Below are 19,068 nucleotides of genomic sequence, written 5' to 3' on the forward strand. Positions count from 1 at the left end.
TGATGGTTCCGGATTCAGTCGTTGCCGCCGAAGGAGACGGGCAGATGGGGCGGCTTGGCGCCGGTCGGCGGGATCTGGAGGGTCTTGAGCGCGAACTCCATCACCTGCTTGTAGATCGGTCCGCAGATCTGGCCGCCGAAGTAGCTGCCCCTGGTGGGGTTCTGGACGGCGCAGTAGACGGTGATCGCCGGCTTGTCGGCGGGGGCGAAGCCGGCGAAGGACGCGGTGTAGCCGTGGTAGCGGCCGGTCTTGGGGTCGACCCGGTTGGCGGTTCCGGTCTTGCCCGCGACCCGGTACCCGGGGATGCGGGCCTTGACTCCGGTTCCCTCCTCGTCCCCGACGACGGACTCCAGCATCTGGGCCACGGTCCTGGCGGTCTTCTCGCTGACCACCCGGGACTGCTTGGGCGCCGGGGCCGGGGTGAAGCGGCCGTCGGGGCCCTTGGTGCCCCGTACGAGGGTCGGTTCGATCCGCACCCCGCCGTTGGCGATCGTCGAGTACACCGAGGCCGCCTGCATGGCGCTGAGCGAGAGGCCCTGGCCGAAGCGGACCGTGTACTGCTGCGAGGTGGACCACTTCTGCGGCGGCGCCAGGATGCCGGGGGTCTCGCCGGGGTAGCCGAGGCCGGTCGGGGAGCCCAGACCGAACTTGCGCAGATACGAGTAGAGGACCCGGTCGGCCTCGGCGTCGGTCTTGCCGAGCTGCTCCACGGCGAGGATCGTGCCGATGTTGCTGGACTTGGCGAGCACGCCGTTGAGCGTCAGGTTCCAGGTCGGGTGGTCGATGTCGTCCTTGAAGAGCCGGTCGCCCCGGTGCAGCCGGTTGGGCACGGTGACATGGGTCAGCGGGGTCGCCGCGTTCTCCTCCAGGACCGCGGCCATGGACATGACCTTGGCGGTGGAGCCCGGCTCGTACACGTCCTGGACGGCCGCGTTGCCCAGCGCCGACGCCTTGGCGTGCGTGAGGTCGTTGGGGTCGAAGCCGGGGGCGTTGGCCATGGCCAGGACCTCGCCGGTGTCGGTGCGCTGGACCACCACATAGCCCCGGTCGGCCTGGGACTTGCGGACCTGGTCGGTGATGGCCTTCTGGGCCATCCACTGGATGTCGCGGTCGAGGGTCAGCTCGACGCCCGAGCCGGGGACGGCCGGGGTCTCGTGGGTGCCCGCGGTGGGCACCCGGCGGCCGCCGGACTGGGCATAGGTGATCTTGCCGTCCTGCCCGGCCAGCACCTTGTCGAGCTGGGACTCCAGGCCCCCGCCGCCGCGGCCCTCGGCGTTGACGTATCCCAGTATCCCGGCGGCGAGGTCGCCGTTGGGGTAGACCCGCTTGCTGCTGGACTCGTTGAAGACGCCGCCGAGCACATTGGCGCCGGGGCCGCGCTTGGCCAGGTCGGCGCGGGCCTTCTCGGCGAAGACCTTCTTCAGGTCCTTGATCTGGTTCCACACCTGCGGCGTCTGGCGGCGGGCGAGGACCACATAGCGGCTCCTGGGCGTCTTGAGCTTCTTGGCGATCTCCTCCTGGTCCTTGCCGATCAGCGGGGACAGCAGAGCCGCGGCCTGCTCGGGGGCGTCGTCGGCCTTGCTGACGGCCGGCGTGAACATCGACGGGTCGGCGGTGATGTCGTACGCGTCGACGCTGGCGGCGAGGGCGATGCCGTCCCGGTCGGTGATCTCGCCGCGCTCGGCGGGCAGCGCATAGCTGGCGTACCGGTTCTTCTCCGCCTTGGCGGAGTACGCGCTGGCGTCGACCGCCTGCACCTGGAGCAGCCGGACCACGAACGCGATCATGATGAGGGTGAGCCCCAGGCTGACCAGCCGCAGCCGGGGCCGGGGGCTGCCGAGCCTTATACGGGGCCCCGCAGAGCCCCCCGTCCGCCCCCACCTCGCGGTCCGTGACGGGGGAACCGTCACGGACCGGCTGGTCGAAGCGAACCGCCGGTACGCCGACGCGTTCGGCGACCCGGGCATGGATGCCCGGCCGGTCCTGCGCGTCGCCGTGGTGGCCTGCATGGACGCCCGTCTCGACCTCCACGCGGCCCTCGGCCTCGAACTCGGCGACTGCCACACCATCCGCAACGCCGGCGGTGTGGTCACCGACGACGTCATACGGTCGCTGACCATAAGCCAGCGGGCGCTCGGCACCCGCAGCGTCATGCTCGTCCACCACACCGGCTGCGGCCTGGAGTCCCTCACCGAGGACTTCCGCCACGAGCTGGAGGACGAGGTCGGCCAGCGCCCCGCCTGGGCGGTGGAGTCCTTCCGCGACGTCGACCAGGACGTACGCCAGTCCATGCAGCGGGTCCGCACCTCGCCGTTCCTCCTGCACAGCGACGACGTGCGCGGATTCGTCTTCGACGTCACCACCGGTCTGCTGCGCGAGATCGACCCGGCGGAGTAGTCCGAGCCGAGGCCGTCCGGACCCGGCGTGGTGCGAACTCGCCGGGGTTCGGACTCGATTCCGCTTCGCTTCGGAGACTCTTCGGCGACTCTTCGGGGTCTCTTCAGGGACAAAAACACGGCAACCCCCGACATATCCCCTCCAGTTATCCACAGGCGAGTGACACGACGCGGCGACGGCAACAAGAATGCGGGTGTGGCATCCGTCCGAACGCCTCGGGCGCGGTGTCCGTATTTCGAGGTGGGCCGTGCCGTTTCCAGTGCGCCGGCCCGCAGGCAACTGGGGTAACCCCCCGCTCCCTGAGCGGGGGGAAGGGCCGAGGAGGGCCGGGTGACGACCTATGACGAGCGAGCGAGCCTCACAGATCTGACCGCCACTGCGGAGCGTGTCCGCAGGTCGGTGGAGGGTGTGATCGAGGGCAAGCCCGAGGTCGTACGGCTCTCGCTGACCGTACTGCTCGCGGAGGGGCACCTCCTGATCGAGGACGTCCCCGGAGTGGGCAAGACCATGCTGGCCAAGGCGCTGGCCAAGTCCATCGACTGCTCGGTGCGGCGCATCCAGTTCACACCCGACCTGCTGCCGTCGGACATCACCGGTGTGTCGATCTACGACCAGCAGCGGCGGGACTTCGAGTTCAAGCCCGGCGCGATCTTCGCGCAGATCGTGATCGGCGACGAGATCAACCGCGCCTCGCCCAAGACCCAGTCCGCGCTCCTGGAGTCGATGGAGGAGCGCCAGGTCACCATCGACGGGCAGACCTACGAACTGCCCAGCCCCTTCATGGTGGTGGCCACCCAGAACCCGGTCGAGATGGAGGGCACCTACCCGCTGCCCGAGGCCCAGCGCGACCGCTTCATGGCCCGCGTCTCGATCGGCTACCCGTCGGCCGAGGCCGAGCTCCAGATGCTCGACATACACGGCGCGGTCTCCCCGCTCGACGACCTCCAGCCGGTGGCGCACGCGCACGACATCGTGAAACTCGTCGACGCGGTCCGCAAGGTGCACGTCGCCGACGCCGTCCGGCGGTACGCGGTGCAACTGGTCGGTGCCACCCGCAACCACCCCGATCTCAGACTCGGCGCCTCGCCGCGCGCCACGCTCCATCTGCTGCGCGCGGCGAAGGCCTCCGCGGCCCTGAGCGGCCGGGAGTACGCACTGCCGGACGACGTCCAGGCGCTCGCCGTCGCGGTCCTCGCGCACCGGCTGCTGCCCACCGCCCAGGCACAGTTGAACCGCCGCACCGCCGAGCAGGTCGTCCTGGAGATCCTCCAGCACACCCCCGTGCCGCAGGCCGGCGGCCCGCTCTACGGCCAGCAGCAGCCCGGCACCCGGCGGCTGTGATGGCGGCCGCGGGTCCCCCGGCGGGGGCGGATCCGGAGAGCGCCGAGAAGGGTGGTGTCCGGGCGGCCCTGTCCGGGCTGACCACCCGCGGCCGGTCGTTCCTGGCCGCCGGGATCGCCGCCGCGATCTGCGCGTATGTCCTGGGCCAGGAGGATCTGCTGCGGGTCGGGCTGCTGCTCGCCGTGCTGCCCCTGGTCTGCACGACCGTCCTGTACCGCACGCGCTACCGGGTCGCGGGCAGCCGGCGCCTCGCCCCCGCGCGCGTGCCCGCGGGCTCCGAGGCCCGGGTGCACCTGCGCGTCGACAACGTCTCCCGGCTGCCCACCGGCCTGCTCATGCTCCAGGACCGGGTGCCGTACGTACTGGGCCCGCGGCCCCGTTTCGTCCTGGACCGGGTGGAGGCGGGCGGCAAGCGCGAGGTGTCCTACCGGGTCCGTTCCGACCTGCGCGGGCGCTATCCGCTCGGCCCGCTCCAGCTGCGCCTGACCGACCCGTTCGGGATGTGCGAGCTCACGCGCGCGTTCAGCGCCTACGACACCCTCACGGTGATACCGCGCACCGAGCCCCTGCCGCCGGTGCGGCTCTCGGGCGAGGCCGCCGGGTACGGCGACGGCCGCCAGCGCTCACTGGCGCTGGCCGGTGAGGACGACGTGATCCCGCGCCTGTACCGGCACGGCGACGACCTGCGCCGGGTGCACTGGCGCTCCACCGCGCGCTACGGCGAGCTGATGGTGCGCCGCGAGGAGCAGCCGCAGCGGGCCCGCTGCACGGTGCTCCTCGACACCCGTGACCTCGCGTACGCGAGCGCGGGCCCCGACTCGGCCTTCGAGTGGGCCGTCTCGGCCGCGGCGTCGGTGCTGGTGCACATGCTGGAGCGCGGCTACTCGGTGCGGCTGCTGACCGACACCGGGAGCTCGGTGCCGGGCGAGGGGGCGGGCGGGTTCGCCGGTTCCAGCCAGGACTCCTCGGACTCGGCGGGGCTGATGATGGACACCCTCGCGGTCGTGGACCACTCCGACGGCGGCGGGCTCTCGCGCGCGTACGACGTGCTGCGCGGCGGGAACGAAGGACTGCTCGTCGGGTTCTTCGGGGACCTCGACGAGGAGCAGGCCGCGGTCGCGGCGAAGATGCGGCAGCGCAGCGGCGCGGCCGTCGCCTTCGTCCTGGACAGCGATCTGTGGACACACGGCTCACCGCCGCCCGGGGGCCACAGCGCGGCGACCGAGCGGTCGCTGCGGCTGCTGCGCGAGGCCGGATGGACGGCGCTCGCCGTACCGCCGGGCGCCCCGCTCGCGGATCTGTGGCGGCAGGCGGGTCAGGAACGGACGGGCACGGGGGCCGCTTCGGGCGGCGCCTCGTGGACGTCGGGAACATCGGGGATACCGGGAATGTCAGGGGCGTGGTCATGAGCGGGCGCGGACGGCTGGCGCTGTGCGCCTTCGCCGCCACGGTGATGGCGTCGTGCTCCCTGCTGCCGCTCGTCGACCGGGCGACCTGGATCGTGCAGGCCGCGTTCCTGCTCGCCCTCCAGGCCGGGGTGGGCGCTCTCGCCCGCCGGGTGCCGCTGGCACGCCCGCTGACGGTGCTGGTGCAGGCGGCGGTGACGCTGGTGCTGCTGACCCTGGTGTTCGCCCGGGAGCAGGCGCTGATCGGCCTGCTGCCGGGGCCCGAGGCCTTCGAGCATCTCTCCCAGCTGCTCCAGCAGGGAGCCGACGACGTCAGCCGGTACACGATCCCGGCACCCGCCACCGACGGCATCCGGCTGATGGTCGTCGGCGGCACGCTGGCGATCGGGCTCGCGGTGGACGCGCTGGCCGTGACCTTCCGCAGCGCCGCCCCGGCCGGACTGCCGCTGCTCGCGCTGTACTCGGTGGCCGCGGGGCTCTCGAACGGCGGGGCGAGCTGGCTGTGGTTCCTGCTGGCGGCCGCCGGCTATCTGCTGCTCCTGCTCGCCGAGGGCCGCGACCGGCTCTCGCAGTGGGGGCGGATGTTCGGCGGGGCGGCCCGGTCCGACCGGCCGCAGACCCCGTTCGAGGCGGACAGCGGCCCGCTCGCGCCGGTCCGCACCGGCCGCCGGATCGGGGCGCTCGCCCTCGGCATCGCCCTGGTGATCCCGGCCGCGCTGCCCGCCATGGGCACCGGGCTGCTCGGTGACGCGGGCGGCGGCAGCGGGGAGGGCGGCTCAGGCGGCACCATCTCCGCGGTCAACCCGCTGGTCTCGCTCCAGAACAGCCTCAACCAGCCCGAGGACCGCGAGGTCCTGCGCTACCGCACCAACGCACAGGACACCCAGGACCTGTATCTGCGGATCGTGGCCCTCGACCAGTTCGACGGGGCCTCCTGGAAGTCGTCCGAGCGCAAGATCAAGGACGTGCCGGACGTGCTGCCGCAGCCCGACGGGCTGAGCCCGTCGATCGGCACCGCCGAGATCAGGACGAGCGTCTCGGCCGCTGGCTGGTACACCCAGAACTGGCTGCCCATGCCCTACCCGGCGACCAAGGTCGACATCGGCGGGCACTGGCGCTTCGAGCCGGTCGGCCGGACCCTCGTCGGCGACCGGGGACAGACCACCCAGGGCGTGCAGTACCAGGTCAGCAGCCTCCAGGTGCGGCCGACCGGGGACCAGTTGGCCGCCGCGCAGCCCGCTCCCCCGGCGCTGGTGCGGGAGTACACGAAGGTCCCGGAGACCCTGCCGCGCATCGTGAACACGACCGCCCGCAGGATCACCAAGGGCGCGACCACCGACTACCAGCGGGCCGTCATGCTCCAGGACTGGTTCGCGGTCAAGGGCGGGTTCACGTACGACACCCAGGTGGAGTCCGGCAGCGGTACGGAGGCGATCGCCCGCTTCCTCAAGGACAAGCAGGGCTTCTGCGTCCACTTCTCCTTCTCGATGGCCGCGATGGCCCGGACCCTGGGCATACCCGCCCGGGTGGCGGTGGGCTTCACGCCCGGCGAGCCGCGCTCGGACGGGACGATGTCGGTGGGGCTGCGGGACGCGCACGCGTGGCCCGAGCTGTACTTCGAGGGGGTGGGCTGGACCCGGTTCGAGCCGACTCCCTCGCGCGGTTCCGCCCCGCAGTACACCCGGCAGGAAAGCCCGTCGGGCTCCCCCAGCAACCCGGTGAAGCCGTCCGAGGGCCCCTCGACGCGGCCCTCCCCGGCGCCGTCCCCCTCGTCCTCCTGCCCGGCGCAGCTGCGCAAGCAGAACGAGTGCGGCGAGGTGGCCCCGGCGGCCCCCCTGGGCGGCGACGACGGCGGGACCCCGCTGGGCACGGTGGCCGCGGTGGCCCTCGGCGTGCTCGCGCTGCTGGCGCTTCCGCTGCTGCCCTGGCTGTGGCGGGTGCGGATACGGTCCCGGCGGCTCGCCCGGGCCGGGCACCCGGACGCCGATCCGGTCACCGCCACGCTGACGGTGTGGCGGGAGGTCATCGACACGGCCTGGGACCACGGCATCGCCCCCGACGACTCGCTGACCCCGCGCAAGGCGGCGGCCCGTATGGTGCGGCTCGGCCGGCTGGACGGCGAGGCGGCGGAGTCGGTGCACCGGGCGGCGAGCGCGGTGGAGCAGGTGCTGTACGCCCCGAGCCCCCATCGCCCCACGGGCCTCACGGAGGCCGCGACCCACATCCGCACGGGCCTGCGCGCGTCCCTCCCCACCTGGCCCCGCCTCCGCGCGAACCTGGCCCCGCGCTCGGCCGTGCGGGTGGTGTGGACGGCGACGGCGCGATGGGACGCGCTGACGTCCCGCGCGGCGACCCGACTGAAGACGCTGGTACGGAGGCCTACGAGGGGTTCCGCGTGACGCCTTGACGGGCGGAGGTCCGAGGAGGGTGATCGGCTCTGCCGGGCGGGGGTCCGAGGCGGACGAACGGCTCTGCCGGGCGAGGGTCCGAGGCGGACGAACGGCTCTGCCGGGCGAGGGTCCGAGGCGGACGGTCAGCTCCGCCGGGTGTCGGGCAGATCTCCCTTCGAGCGAGATCTGCCGGGCGGCGGGCCAATCTCCCTTCGAGCGCCGGGCGGGCGAACATCCGGCCCGTCCGGCGCGCTGGGCCCTCAACGGCCGAGAGGGCGACAACCAGCCCGTCCGGCGCGCTGGCCCCCCGTGGCCGAGGGGGCGATCAATCAGCCCGTCCGGCGATTGAGGACGAGTGAGGCCGCAGGCCGAGGCGATGGCCCGCACGGCGGGACGGCCGCGACCGCCGACCGGGAGCGCGATCCATCAGCCCGTCCGGCGCATGAGGACGAGCAGGGCCGCAGACCGAGCGAGCACGGCTGAGGGGCGATCACCGCATAGGTGATCGCCCCTCAGTCACGTCCGAGCGCAGGCCCGCCGGGCCTAGCGACCGCCTTCGTCGCGGCGCCGCTGCCAGCGCTGCTCGATGCGGTCCATCATCGACCGCTTCGGTGCACGGGTGCGCGCGGCAGGTCGCGCCGCCGCACCACCGCCCGCCGGCTGCTCACCGCGCCGGGGCGCCTTGCGCCAACCGGTGACCGCGAGCACGGCACAGCCGAGCATGATGAGGAACCCGACCACGCTGATCCAGATCCCCTGCCCGATACCAATCATGAGGAGCGCGATACCCACCAGGAAGCCAGCGACTGCCTGGTAGACCCGTCGTCGGGTGTACGTACGCAGCCCGCTTCCCTCAAGCGCTGTCGCGAACTTGGGATCTTCGGCGTACAGCGCTCGCTCCATCTGCTCGAGCATGCGCTGCTCGTGCTCCGAGAGCGGCACGGAGTCCTCCTACTCGTCGGTCGCGGGGGGCGACCGGATGCGGCCCCTTCAGGATAGGCAGGGAATCGCCCCCGTGAAACCCGCCCTCTACGCCAATTCGCCAATCCGAGCCGCCACGGCGGCTCGCCCGGTGGGGAGTGGATTCCCCATCGAGCGACCCGCCATGCCGGACCCTGTACCCCGATCATACGGGGCGAAGCCGCCGATCGGGGGGCCTGTGGCGTACTCCATGCCGCTACGCCGTCCGGGACAGCTTCGCTGATCAGCGCGGGGACGGCCGGGCGTGGGACCGGGCACGCGCGCACCGGCCGCACCGGAGCCGCCCGCGCGGCCCCACGGGGGTCGCGCGCGGGATCGGACGCGGGGCCGGACGGAGGGTCGCGCGCGGGATCAGGCGCGGGACAGGGCGCCGGGTCAGGCGCGCTTCTCGCCCAGGACGTGCAACTGCGTCGCCACGGAGTGGAACGCGGGCAGCTCGGCCGCCGCCGCCTCCAGCTTGAGCAGCGCGTCCAGGGCGCCCGGCTCGGTGTCCACGAGGACCCCGGGGACCAGATCCGCGAAGACCCGTACGCCGTGCACCGCGCCCACCTCCACACCGGTCGCGGCGACCAGCGCGGTGAGCTGCTCGGCCGTGAACCGGCGGGGCACCGGGTCACCGTCGCCCCAGCGCCCGGCCGGGTCGTCCAGGGCACGGCGGGCCTCGGTGAAGTGCCCGGCGAGCGCGCGGGCGACCACGGCCGCACCTCACCGCACCCCCGCCCCCGGCAGGGCCGTGCCTCACCCCGCGTCCGGCTCCCGGGTCCTGGGCTGGGGGAGCGCGGGCTGCAGGACGAGGAGGCGCTCGACCAGACGCAGGAACATCGCGGCGTCGCGGATCAGGTCGTCGGCGTCGCGACCGGTTGCCGCCCCCTGGATACCTGCCTCGGCACGCGCCCGGCGGGTGGCGCCGGAGGCGAACAGCGCGCTCCACTCGGTCAGTTCGGGTGCTATCTCCGGCAGCACCTCCCAGGCGCTCCGGATCCGCCGGCGCCGAGGCGGGCCGGTCTCGGGGCGGCCCCGGGCGGCGAGGACGGCGGCCGCGGTGCGCAGCGCGGCCAGATGTGCCGTCGCGTACCGCTCGTTGGGGGTGTCGAGCACGGCGGCCTCGTCCAGACCGCTGCGGGCCTGGGCGAGCAGGTCGAGGGCGGCCGGTGGGGCGCCGCCCCTGCGCAGCACCGGGTGGATGTCGCTCGCGGGACCGTTCAGTGAGGGGGCAGGGCCGGTGGGGCGGCGCCGGTGGGCGGCTGCCGCGCGATGGCTGGCCATGACGAACCTCCTGTCGTCGTGTGACGGCGCTGTGGCCGTATGTGTCCATCGTGAGGGCCACCACTGACAATCGGCCGTCGGCCGCCCCTCTCCAGCCCGTGGCCTGCCCCTTTGTCCCGTACGCAGGTTCGGGCTATCTTTTGTACTGACCAGTCAGTTCAAAGAATGGGGGGAACGTGGACAGCCCGCACGGGGCAGCCGTCACCGCCGAGGACTTCGGGCTCAGGGGGCCACGGGGGTGGGTCTTCCGGGGAGTGCGGCTCGACGCGGCGCCCGGCTCGCTCGTCGCCGTCGAGGGCCCCTCCGGCTCCGGGCGCACCTGTCTGCTGCTCGCGCTCACCGGCCGGATGAAGCCCACCGAGGGGCACGCCGAGGTGGGCGGCGAGAAGCTGCCGCGCCGGATGGCCGCCGTCCGCCGGTTCAGCGCGCTCGGCCCGGTCCCGGGGGTGAGCGACCTCGACCCCGCCCTGACCGTCGCCGAGCACCTGCGCGAACGGGCGCTGCTCCAGCGCCGCTTCGACGGGTCCGTACGCACTCTGCTGCGCACCCCCGCCGAGCGCCGCACCACGGCCAGGGCGGCGATCGACCAGGCGCTGAAGGCCGCGGGCCTCGACCTCGACACCCTGCCCAAGGGCGAGCGCACCTCCGTACGCGATCTGGAGCGCCTTGAGGCCCTACGGCTGTCCGTGGCGCTGGGGCTGATGGGCCGGCCCCGGCTGCTCGGCGTCGACGACACCGACCTGAAGCTCTCCGACGCCGAGCGCGCCGAGGCCTGGGCGCTGCTGCGGTCGATCGCGGACACCGGTACGACGGTGATCGCCGTCTGCAGCCAGGCGCCCGGGGACGCCGACGTCACCGTACGCAACACCGACAACGAGCACGACGAGCAGGAGAAGGGGGCGGGGGATGCGTTCGCCACGACTGGCCGCGCTTGAGCTGAAGCGGTTCGGCAGGGGGAAGCTGCCGCGTGCGGCGCTGGTCGCGCTCCTGCTGCTGCCGCTGCTGTACGGCGCGCTCTACCTGTGGTCGTTCTGGGACCCGTACGGGCGGCTCGACCGGGTGCCGGTCGCGCTGGTCAACGCGGACAAGGGCGCCACCGCCGGCGGCCAGAAGATCGCGGCCGGCGACGGCATCGCCGAGCGGCTGCGCGAGAGCAAGACGTTCGACTGGCACGAGGTGAGCGACGAGGAGGCCCGCAAGGGCGTCGAGGACGGCACGTACTACCTCTCCCTGACGATGCCCGCGGACTTCAGCGAGCGGATCGCGTCGAGCTCCGGGGACTCCCCCGAGACGGGCGCCCTCCAGGTGCGCACCAATGACGCCAACAACTACATCGTGGGGTCCATCTCCCGCACGGTCTTCTCCGAGGTGCGCTCGGCGGCCTCCGCCAAGGCCTCCCGCTCCTTCCTGGACAAGATCTTCATCTCGTTCTCCGACCTGCACGACGCCACCGAGAAGGCCGCCAAGGGCGCCGCCGACCTCAAGGGGGGCCTCGGCAAGGCGAAGCAGGGCTCCAAGGACCTCGCGGACGGGCTGAGCGACGCCAAGTCGGGCAGCGGCAAGCTGGCGGGCGGCATCAAGAAGCTCAACACCGGCTCCGCCGACCTGGAGGACGGCGCCCGCAAGGTCGCCGCGGGCACCCAGACCCTGGCCAACAAGGTCAACACGGCGGCGGACGAGGCACGCCCGTTCCTCAAGGAGAACGCCAAGGCCATCGGGGACGCGGCCAAGCTGGTCGACGACTCGGTGGGACCGGTGCGCGACCACCTGGCCACCGTCATCAAGGCGGCGCCCGCCGCCGCGACCGGTGCCCGCAAGGCGTCCGACGACCTCGACCAGGCGTACGCCTCGCTGTGCCGGTCCTCCGCGACGCCCGGGCCCGCCTGCCCGGAGCTGAAGCGCGCCAAGAAGGCGGCGGCCACCGCGGCCACCCTCGCCGAGGACCTCAACACGGTGGTCCAGGACCAGAACAGCGACTTCAAGACGCTCGACAAGAACCTGGCCGAGCTCCAGAAGCAGGCCCGCCGGCTCGCCAAGAACGCGCCGACGCTCGCCAAGGACCTCGACAAGGCCGTCGGTGACGTCAACGCCCTCAACAAGGGCGCCAAGGAGGTCGCCAAGGGCGCCGGCACCCTGCACACCGGGCTGACCTCGGCCAAGACGGGCGCCGGGAACCTCGACACGGGTGTCGGCAAGCTCAAGAAGGGCGCGGGCACGCTCGACGGCGGGCTGCTCAAGCTCTCCGGCGGCTCCGCCGAACTCGCGGGCGGGCTGCACGACGGCGTCGGGAAGATCCCCGACTACGACAAGCAGGACCGCGACAGGCGCACCGACGTGATGGCCGACCCGGTCAAGCTCGCCTCCCAGGCGCTGCACAAGGCGCCCAACTACGGCACCGGCTTCGCCCCGTACTTCATCCCGCTCTCCCTCTGGGTGGGCGCGATGGTGGCGTACATGCTGATCCAGCCGCTCAACCGGCGGGCGCTCGCGGCGGGCGCCTCGGCCTGGCGGATCGCGCTGGCGGGCTGGCTGCCGGTGGCGGCGGTCGGGGTGCTCCAGGTGGGCGCGCTGATGAGCGTGCTGCACTTCGCGCTCGGCCTCCAGATGGAGCACGCCGCCGGGACCATCGGCTTCCTCATGCTCGTCTCGTGCTGCTTCGCGGCGATCGTGCAGTGGCTCAACGCCCGCTTCGGGGCGGCCGGACGGATCCTGGTGCTCGCCTTCCTGATGCTCCAGCTGACCTCGGCGGGCGGCACCTACCCGGTCCAGACGAGCCCGGCGTTCTTCAACGCGCTCCACCCGTATCTGCCGATGAGTTACGTGGTCGACGGCCTGCGGAGGCTGATCACGGGCGGCGGTCTCGGGCCGGTGTGGCAGGGGTGCGCGGTGCTGGTGGCGTTCACGGTGGGCACGCTGGCGCTCACCGCCCTGTCGGCCAGGAAGAAGCAGGTCTGGACGCTGGACCGGCTCCACCCCGAGCTGAGCCTCTAGGAGCGCCGGACCTGTGAGAATCGACCGCATGGACAGCAGCACCAGACGGCAGGCGACCCGGCAGAAGCTCTACGAGGCGGCGGTGACGCTCATCGCCGAGCAGGGGTTCTCGGCGACCACCGTCGACGAGATCGCGGAGCGGGCCGGTGTCGCCAAGGGCACCGTCTACTACAACTTCAAGAGCAAGACCGAGCTGTTCGAGGAGCTGCTGCGGCACGGCGTGGGGCTGCTCACCGCCTCGCTCCAGGAGGCCGCCGACGTCACCCACGCGCGCGGTGGCAGCAGGGTCGAGGCGCTGGACGCGATGATCCGGGCGGGCCTGGAGTTCATCCACCGCTATCCGGCCTTCACCCAGCTCTACGTGGCGGAGCTGTGGCGGACCAACCGGGCCTGGCAGTCCACCCTGATGGTGGTGCGCCAGGAGGCGGTCGCCGTCGTGGAGACGGTGCTGCGCGAGGCCGTCGCGGAGGGCGAGCTGAGCGAGGAGATCGACATCCCGCTCACGGCGGCCGCGCTGGTCGGGATGGTCCTGGTGGCCGCGCTCGACTGGCAGGCCTTCCAGAGCGAGCGCTCCCTCGACGAGGTGCACGCGGCCCTCTCCAGGCTGCTGCACGGGCGGGTCAGCGGACGCTGACGCCGTCCACGCGCGCGTGGACACACCGGTGCGGCGAGGCCCCGATCCCCCCTGGGCCTCGCCGCACCGGCGTATTTCCTCGGAACACGTCCCCCGTACGTCGCTCTGGGCACTCAAGTACCCCCGTACCTCTCGCGCCCCGCTCGGCAGGGGAGCCGCGCCGTTCCGCCGCCCCGTGTCGGCGGTACGGACGCGCCTGCCCCCTCCGTGCCCTCCACTCTTCCGTCCACGCAGGTGGGAGCCCATCCGCGCAATTACTCATCTCATGTTCTGAGTACGGATACTCAGGCGTCCGTGCTCAACCCCAGCTCCAGGAAGTCGGAACTGGTTACGATCACGTCCGTGTCCGTACTCCCCCTGGTGTTCACCAGCGGCTGGGCCAGCGGGGTCAACGCGTACGCCGTGGTCCTGCTGCTCGGCGTCTTCGGCGCGACCGGCGTCACCGACGAGGTGCCCGACGCGCTCCAGCGCCCCGACGTCCTGATCGTCGCGGGGGTGCTCTTCCTCTGCGAGGCCGTGGCCGACAAGATCCCGTACGTCGACTCGGTCTGGGACGCCGTGCATACGGTGATCCGGCCGGTCTCGGGCGCCGTGGTGGGGGCGCTGCTCGCCGGGCAGAGCGGGTCGCTGCCGGATCTGGCGGCGGGCGCGATCGGCGGTTCGACGGCGCTGACCAGCCATCTGGTGAAGGCCGGGACGCGGATGGCGGTGAACACCTCGCCCGAACCGTTCAGCAACATCGCGCTCAGCACGGCCGAGGACCTCGGCGTCGCCGGAATCATAAGTTTCGCGATCTTCCATCCGGTCGCCGCGGCCGTGATCGCGGGCACGCTGCTGGTGCTCGGCGTGGTGATACTGGTCTTCCTCTGGAGCCGGATCCGCCGCTTCCGGCGCCGCCGGGCCCAGCGCCGTGAGGAGAAGCGGCTGGCCGCGGCCCGTGAGCCGGGCCCGCCCGAGTGAGCCCGCGCCGCCCGGACCACGGCGTTGTCAGTGGCGGCCGATAAAGTCGCGGGCATGGCACGGATTGCGGTGATCGGCGCCGGGATGGGCGCCATGGCGGCTGCCGCCCGGCTGGCCGTGGCAGGCCACCGGGTGACGGTGTACGAGCGCGCGTCGACGTACGGCGGGGCGCTGGGCAGGTTCGAGCGGGACGGGTTCGCGTTCGACACCGGCCCGGGTCTGCTGCGCCTGCCCGCGGTCTACCGGGACCTGTTCCTCAAGACCGGCAAGGAGCCGCTGGAGGACCAGGTCACGCTCACGCCGACCGATCCCGCCTCGCGCCACCTCTTCGCCGACGGCACGGCCGTCTCGCTGCCCAACGCCTCGCGCGCGGGCGTCGTCTCCGCGCTGGACGCGGCGCTCGGCGCGGGCGCGGGCGAGAAGTGGGGCGACTTCCTGGGCCGTGCGCGGGACGCCTGGGACCGCTCGCGGCGCCCGCTCCTGGAGGAGCCGCTCTGGCCCGACTGGCAGGTGCTGGCCCGCGACCCGTATCCGGCGGCCAGACAGCGCCGGCTGCTGCGCTCGCCCCGCCAGGCGTCCACGCTCGCGGAGGTCGGCGCCTGGGAGCTGGGCGATCCCCGGCTCGCCGCGCTCCTGACGAGCTATGCGCTGGCTGAGGGCCTGGACGCGCGCACGGCCCCGGCGAGCGCCGCCCTGCTGCCCTATCTGGAGCAGAGCTTCGGCAGTTGGTATGTGCGCGGGGGAATGCGCGAGCTGGCGCGCGCGGTGTACGAGCGGTGCCTGAAGCGGCGGGTCGTCTTCGTCTTCGACGCCGAGGTCACCGGGATCGTCGAGAAGGACGGCCGCGCGGCGGGCGTGGAGCTCGCCTCCGGCGAGGTGGCGGAGGCCGACCAGGTGGTCCTCGCCACCCAGCCGCGCCCCGGCTCCGGCCCGCTGAGCGGGCGCGAGCCGTGGCGGGAGGGCGATGTGCGGCCGGTCGAGGCGCAGGCCCCCGGGCGGTTCACGGTGCTGCTCGCCCTGCGCGGCGGGCGCCCGGCCGACGCGGTGCACCGCACGGTGGTCCACTCCCCCGACCCGGCGGCCGAGGCGGAGGCGGTGTTCACCACCCGCCACCCGGCGATACGGCCGACGGTCACGGTGCTGCGCCCCGACGACCCGGCGACCCGCCCGGACGACGCCCACGAGGCCCTCACCCTGACCGCGACGGCGCCCCCGCAGGGCCCGGTCGACTGGACCGACGAGCAGGTGCGCGAGCGGTACGCGGACACACTGATCGGGGTCGCCGAGGCGGCGGTGCCGGGGCTGCGCGAGCGGATCCTGTGGCGCGTGGCGCGCACCCCCGCCGACACGGAGGCCGAGACCGGCGCGGAGGGCGGCTCGGTGCCGGCGCCCTCGCTGGCCGGGGCGGGCGCCACCCGGCTGCACCCGGGCAACCGGACGCGTCTGGCGGGGCTGTATCTGGCGGGCGGCTGGGCCCACCCCGGCGGCGGGCTCGCCCACGCCGGGATGTCCGGGTCGCTGGTCAGCGGTCTGATCGTGGAGGGCGACGACTTCCGCGGCTCACAGTGAGCCGGTGGCCGAGCGGGGTCGCCGGGCAGACCCGGCGACCACTCAATAGCGGTACGGCTGCTGCTCGTTGAGGTAACCGGATCCGGTGCCGCCGCCCGTCCCGTTGCCGTACTCACCGCTCTGCGGGTACGGCGCGGGCTGCTCCTCGCCGTAGGGCTGAGGCTCGGTGTCGCGCTGCTGCGGCACCCAGACCCCGCCGGGCGGGGTGTCCGTGCCGTACTGCTGGGCGTAGGGGTCGGCGTAGGCCTGCTGGGGCGCGGCATAGCTGTCGTAGCTGCCGTAGCCCTGGGTGGTGCCACTGCCGATGTACGGGTCGGAGTACGCGGCGTACTGCTGCTGCCCGGTGTCCGTGCCGTAGCCGTACTGGCCCGCGTACGGGTCGGAGTACTGCTGCTGTGCGGCGTCGTATCCGCCGTACTGCTGCTGGGCCCCGGCGTAGGCGTTCTCGCTGTAGACGCCGTACTGGCCGGTGTCGTCGGGCAGCGGCTGCGGCTCGTAGACGGACTCCCGCGCGGCGCTCGCGGCGTCGGCGGTCCCGTCCGCCGGGGCGCCCTGCGGGGTGTCGGCCTCGCCGTCGCCCTCGTACTGGAAGTCGGAGACCTGGAGCACCGGGTCCTGGAGCGGGGCCGCGCCGCCCGAGCGGCGACGGCGGCTGGCGCCGGGCCTGCCGCCGACCGCCCAGCCCGTCGAGAAGCCCCGGCGGAAGGAGAGCGTGACATAGGTCTGGCCGACCGCGAAGGCCCCCGCACCCAGGATGATCACGAACACCGACGGGAGGAGGACACCGAGGACCACGCCCATGAAACCGGTGAAGGCCAGCAGCCGCCAGCGCAGCCGCGCCTTGTACTGCAGGAGCACCTCGCCGAGCAGCCAGAGCGCGACGACGCCGAACGCGATGTAGAGGACCGCCCAGCCCATGTACGCCCCTCTCCCAAAGGCCGCCGCCCCCCTTGGCGGGACGGCCGGCCAGTACGCCAGATGCGACTGATCAGGGCTGCTGGTGCAGACCCAGATTCTCGTAGATCTCGAGTGTCGCCGTGGAGTTGTTGAGGGTAATGAAGTGCAACCCGGGTACGCCATCGGCGAGCAGCCGCGCGCAGAACTCCGTGGCGAACTCGATGCCAATGGAGCGTACAGCGGCCGGATCGTCCTTGACGGCGAGGATCCGCTCTTTCAGCTCGGGCGGGAACTCGGCATTGCTGAGCTGGGGAAGCCGCTCCAGCATTTTCACGCTGGTCACCGGCATGACCTCGGGGATGACCGGGGTCGTGCAGCCGGCCTCGGCGACCTTGTCGCGCAGCCGCAGATAGCTCTCGGGTCTGAAGAACATCTGCGTGATGGCGTAGTCCGCGCCGGCCCGGCACTTGTCGACGAAGTGCCGGACGTCGGTGTCCCATTCGCTGGAGCGCGGGTGCATTTCCGGGAAGGCCGCGACACCCACGCAGAAGTCGCCGGACTCCTTGATGAGCCGCACCAGGTCGGCGGCGTAGGTGACGCCCTCGGGGTGCTTGACCCACTCGCCCATCGGGTCGCCCGGCGGGTCGCCGCGGACCGCGAGGATGTTGCGGATCCCGGCGTCCGCGTACTGGCCGATCATGTTGCGCAGCTCGGCCACCGAGTGGCCGACGGCAGTGAGGTGGGCGACCGGGGTCAGCGTGGAGTCGGCGGCGATCTGCTCGGTGGCCTTGACCGTGCCGGAGCGGGTGGAGCCGCCCGCGCCGTAGGTCACGGAGACGAAGCTCGGGGCCACCGCCTCCACCCGGCGCAGCGCGTTCCAGAGGTTCCGCTCGCCCTTCTCGGTCTTGGGCGCCCAGAACTCGAACGAATACGTCGTCTCACCGGTCGCGAGCATCTCGCGCACGGTGCGCGCGTGGTCCGTTCTGGTGGAAGCTGTGCCAAGGGCCATACTCGCAGGTTAGCCAGGGCTTGGCGGTCCCCCAACAAGGCAGGGGGAATTTGTCCGCATTGTCGGACTCTTGTCCACCCCTCGGACAAACGGCCTCTAGTGGGCCACCAGGCGTTCACGTACCCGCTTGGCCAGGTTCGCCGTCGCCTCCGCGGGGTCGTCCGCCTCGGTGATCGCGCGGACCACCACGATCCGCTCGGCGCCCGCGTCCAGCACCTCGTCGAGGTTGGCCGCGTCGATGCCGCCGATGGCGAACCAGGGGCGCTCGGTGGCGAGCGAGGCCGTGTAGCGCACCAGGTCGAGGCCCGGGGCGTGGCGGCCCGGCTTGGTGGGGGTGGGCCAGCAGGGGCCCGTGCAGAAGTAGTCCACGCCGGGCTCGACGGCGGCCGCGAAGGCCTCCGCGTCGACGTGCGTGGAACGGCCGGTCAGGACCTCGTCGCCGAGGATCGCGCGGGCGGCCGGGACCGGCAGATCGCCCTGGCCCAGGTGCAGCACGTCGGCGCCGATGGCGTGCGCCACATCGGCCCGGTCGTTGACCGAGAGCAGCTTGCCGTGCCGGCGGCAGGCGTCGGCGAAGACGGCCAGGTGCTCCAGCTCCTCGGCGGCCTCCATGCCCTTGTCCCGCAGCTGGACGATGTCCACGCCCGAGGACAGCACCGCGTCCAGGAACGCGGGCAGGTCGCCCTGGCGCCTGCGCGCGTCCGTGCAGAGGTAGAGCCGGGCGTCGGCGAGCCGCTCACGGGCCGTGGGCATGAAAATCCCCCGTTGTGTGTGGTGCGGGCGCGGACCGGTCTCCCGGCCCGCGCCCCACCTGTAGGCGTTCGGTCAGACGGCGAGCGCCTGGGCGCGGCGCTTCACCTCCGTTCCGCGATTCTCGCTCAGGGCCTGCGCGGGGGTGCCGGGCAGGGTCGCGTCGGGGGTGAAGAGCCACTCCAGCATCTCTTCGTCGGAGTAGCCGTCGTCCCGCAGGAGCGTGAGGGTGCCGGCGAGGCCCTTCACTACCTTGTCGCCGTCGATGAAGGCGGCGGGCACCTGCAGCGTCCGCCTCTCACCGCGGCGCACGGCGATGAGCTGGCCCTCCTTGACCAGCTGTCGCACACGCGTCACCTCCACATCGAGCATCTCCGCGATGTCGGGAAGGTGGAGCCAGGCGGGGACGAGTGCATCGGTCTTTGCGTCAATCTCGGTCACGGCACAAGCGTGCCATCCCGGACTGACACTCGGTAG

The 19,068-nt window shown here is 72.7% G+C and carries 16 protein-coding genes and 1 pseudogene; 9 read left to right on the forward strand and 8 right to left on the reverse strand.

What is annotated here, in order from left to right; genetic code table 11:
- Positions 1 to 14 precede the first annotated feature (14 nt).
- On the reverse strand, positions 15 to 1,787 hold the full coding sequence (locus A8W25_RS08090; RefSeq protein ID WP_067158158.1) for a peptidoglycan D,D-transpeptidase FtsI family protein: 1,773 nt from the start codon (positions 1,785 to 1,787) through the stop codon (positions 15 to 17).
- A 46-nt stretch (positions 1,788 to 1,833) separates the two neighbouring features.
- Between A8W25_RS08090 and A8W25_RS08095 the strand changes: the two genes are divergently transcribed.
- The 4 genes from A8W25_RS08095 to A8W25_RS08110 all read left to right on the forward strand — a co-directional run bounded on the left by A8W25_RS08095 (position 1,834) and on the right by A8W25_RS08110 (position 7,543).
- Positions 1,834 to 2,397: a beta-class carbonic anhydrase gene (locus A8W25_RS08095; RefSeq protein ID WP_420708455.1), complete on the forward strand. Its 564-nt coding sequence runs from the start codon at positions 1,834 to 1,836 to the stop codon at positions 2,395 to 2,397.
- 330 nt (positions 2,398 to 2,727) lie between these two features.
- Entirely contained in the window at positions 2,728 to 3,738 is a 1,011-nt protein-coding gene (locus A8W25_RS08100; RefSeq protein WP_067158161.1) for an AAA family ATPase, read from the forward strand.
- Positions 3,738 to 5,147, forward strand: coding sequence for a DUF58 domain-containing protein (locus A8W25_RS08105; protein WP_067158164.1), 1,410 nt, complete (start codon positions 3,738 to 3,740; stop codon positions 5,145 to 5,147). The genes A8W25_RS08100 and A8W25_RS08105 overlap by 1 nt, the downstream gene beginning before the upstream one ends.
- On the forward strand, positions 5,144 to 7,543 hold the full coding sequence (locus A8W25_RS08110; protein WP_079126021.1) for a transglutaminase TgpA family protein: 2,400 nt from the start codon (positions 5,144 to 5,146) through the stop codon (positions 7,541 to 7,543). Before A8W25_RS08105 ends, A8W25_RS08110 begins: the two co-directional genes overlap by 4 nt.
- A gap of 534 nt (positions 7,544 to 8,077) precedes the next feature.
- Here A8W25_RS08110 and A8W25_RS08115 read toward each other — a convergent pair.
- The 3 genes and pseudogenes from A8W25_RS08115 to A8W25_RS08125 form a co-directional block, all read right to left on the reverse strand.
- Positions 8,078 to 8,476: a DUF3040 domain-containing protein gene (locus A8W25_RS08115; RefSeq protein WP_067158170.1), complete on the reverse strand. Its 399-nt coding sequence runs from the start codon at positions 8,474 to 8,476 to the stop codon at positions 8,078 to 8,080.
- A gap of 414 nt (positions 8,477 to 8,890) precedes the next feature.
- A pseudogene (locus tag A8W25_RS08120) lies at positions 8,891 to 9,220 on the reverse strand (SAM-dependent methyltransferase); the annotation flags it as partial.
- Positions 9,221 to 9,253: 33 nt separating this feature from the next.
- Positions 9,254 to 9,781 (reverse strand): SAV_6107 family HEPN domain-containing protein, encoded by a 528-nt coding sequence (locus A8W25_RS08125; protein ID WP_067158173.1) that lies wholly within the window; start codon positions 9,779 to 9,781, stop codon positions 9,254 to 9,256.
- 176 nt (positions 9,782 to 9,957) lie between these two features.
- Between A8W25_RS08125 and A8W25_RS08130 the strand changes: the two genes are divergently transcribed.
- The 5 genes from A8W25_RS08130 (at position 9,958) to A8W25_RS08150 (ending at position 15,935) form a co-directional block, all read left to right on the forward strand.
- Positions 9,958 to 10,716 carry an ATP-binding cassette domain-containing protein gene (locus A8W25_RS08130; protein ID WP_067158176.1) on the forward strand — a complete coding sequence of 253 codons (759 nt, stop codon included), beginning with the start codon at positions 9,958 to 9,960 and terminating at the stop codon, positions 10,714 to 10,716.
- Positions 10,688 to 12,772 (forward strand): YhgE/Pip family protein, encoded by a 2,085-nt coding sequence (locus A8W25_RS08135; RefSeq protein ID WP_067158179.1) that lies wholly within the window; start codon positions 10,688 to 10,690, stop codon positions 12,770 to 12,772. The genes A8W25_RS08130 and A8W25_RS08135 overlap by 29 nt, the downstream gene beginning before the upstream one ends.
- A gap of 28 nt (positions 12,773 to 12,800) precedes the next feature.
- Positions 12,801 to 13,406, forward strand: coding sequence for a TetR/AcrR family transcriptional regulator (locus tag A8W25_RS08140; protein WP_067158182.1), 606 nt, complete (start codon positions 12,801 to 12,803; stop codon positions 13,404 to 13,406).
- A 342-nt stretch (positions 13,407 to 13,748) separates the two neighbouring features.
- Positions 13,749 to 14,366, forward strand: coding sequence for a DUF4126 domain-containing protein (locus A8W25_RS08145; protein ID WP_067158185.1), 618 nt, complete (start codon positions 13,749 to 13,751; stop codon positions 14,364 to 14,366).
- 54 nt (positions 14,367 to 14,420) lie between these two features.
- On the forward strand, positions 14,421 to 15,935 hold the full coding sequence (locus A8W25_RS08150) for a phytoene desaturase family protein (protein ID WP_067158188.1): 1,515 nt from the start codon (positions 14,421 to 14,423) through the stop codon (positions 15,933 to 15,935).
- A gap of 42 nt (positions 15,936 to 15,977) precedes the next feature.
- Here A8W25_RS08150 and A8W25_RS08155 read toward each other — a convergent pair whose 3' ends face one another.
- The 4 genes from A8W25_RS08155 to A8W25_RS08170 form a co-directional block, all read right to left on the reverse strand.
- The gene (locus A8W25_RS08155; RefSeq protein ID WP_067158190.1) at positions 15,978 to 16,853 is read right to left on the reverse strand and encodes a hypothetical protein; all 876 of its coding nucleotides are present in this window, start codon (positions 16,851 to 16,853) and stop codon (positions 15,978 to 15,980) included.
- 70 nt (positions 16,854 to 16,923) lie between these two features.
- Complete coding sequence (metF, locus tag A8W25_RS08160; RefSeq protein ID WP_079125893.1) at positions 16,924 to 17,841, reverse strand: methylenetetrahydrofolate reductase [NAD(P)H]; 918 nt, start codon at positions 17,839 to 17,841, stop codon at positions 16,924 to 16,926.
- Between the two features lie 96 nt (positions 17,842 to 17,937).
- A complete protein-coding gene (gene thiE / locus A8W25_RS08165) occupies positions 17,938 to 18,594 on the reverse strand; it encodes a thiamine phosphate synthase (protein WP_067158194.1) in 657 nt (218 codons plus the stop codon).
- A gap of 72 nt (positions 18,595 to 18,666) precedes the next feature.
- Positions 18,667 to 19,032, reverse strand: coding sequence for an Rv2175c family DNA-binding protein (locus A8W25_RS08170; protein ID WP_067158197.1), 366 nt, complete (start codon positions 19,030 to 19,032; stop codon positions 18,667 to 18,669).
- Between the last annotated feature and the right edge of the window lie 36 nt (positions 19,033 to 19,068).

The sequence above is a fragment of the Streptomyces sp. ERV7 genome, from assembly GCF_001653515.1.
Lineage (GTDB): Bacteria > Actinomycetota > Actinomycetes > Streptomycetales > Streptomycetaceae > Streptomyces.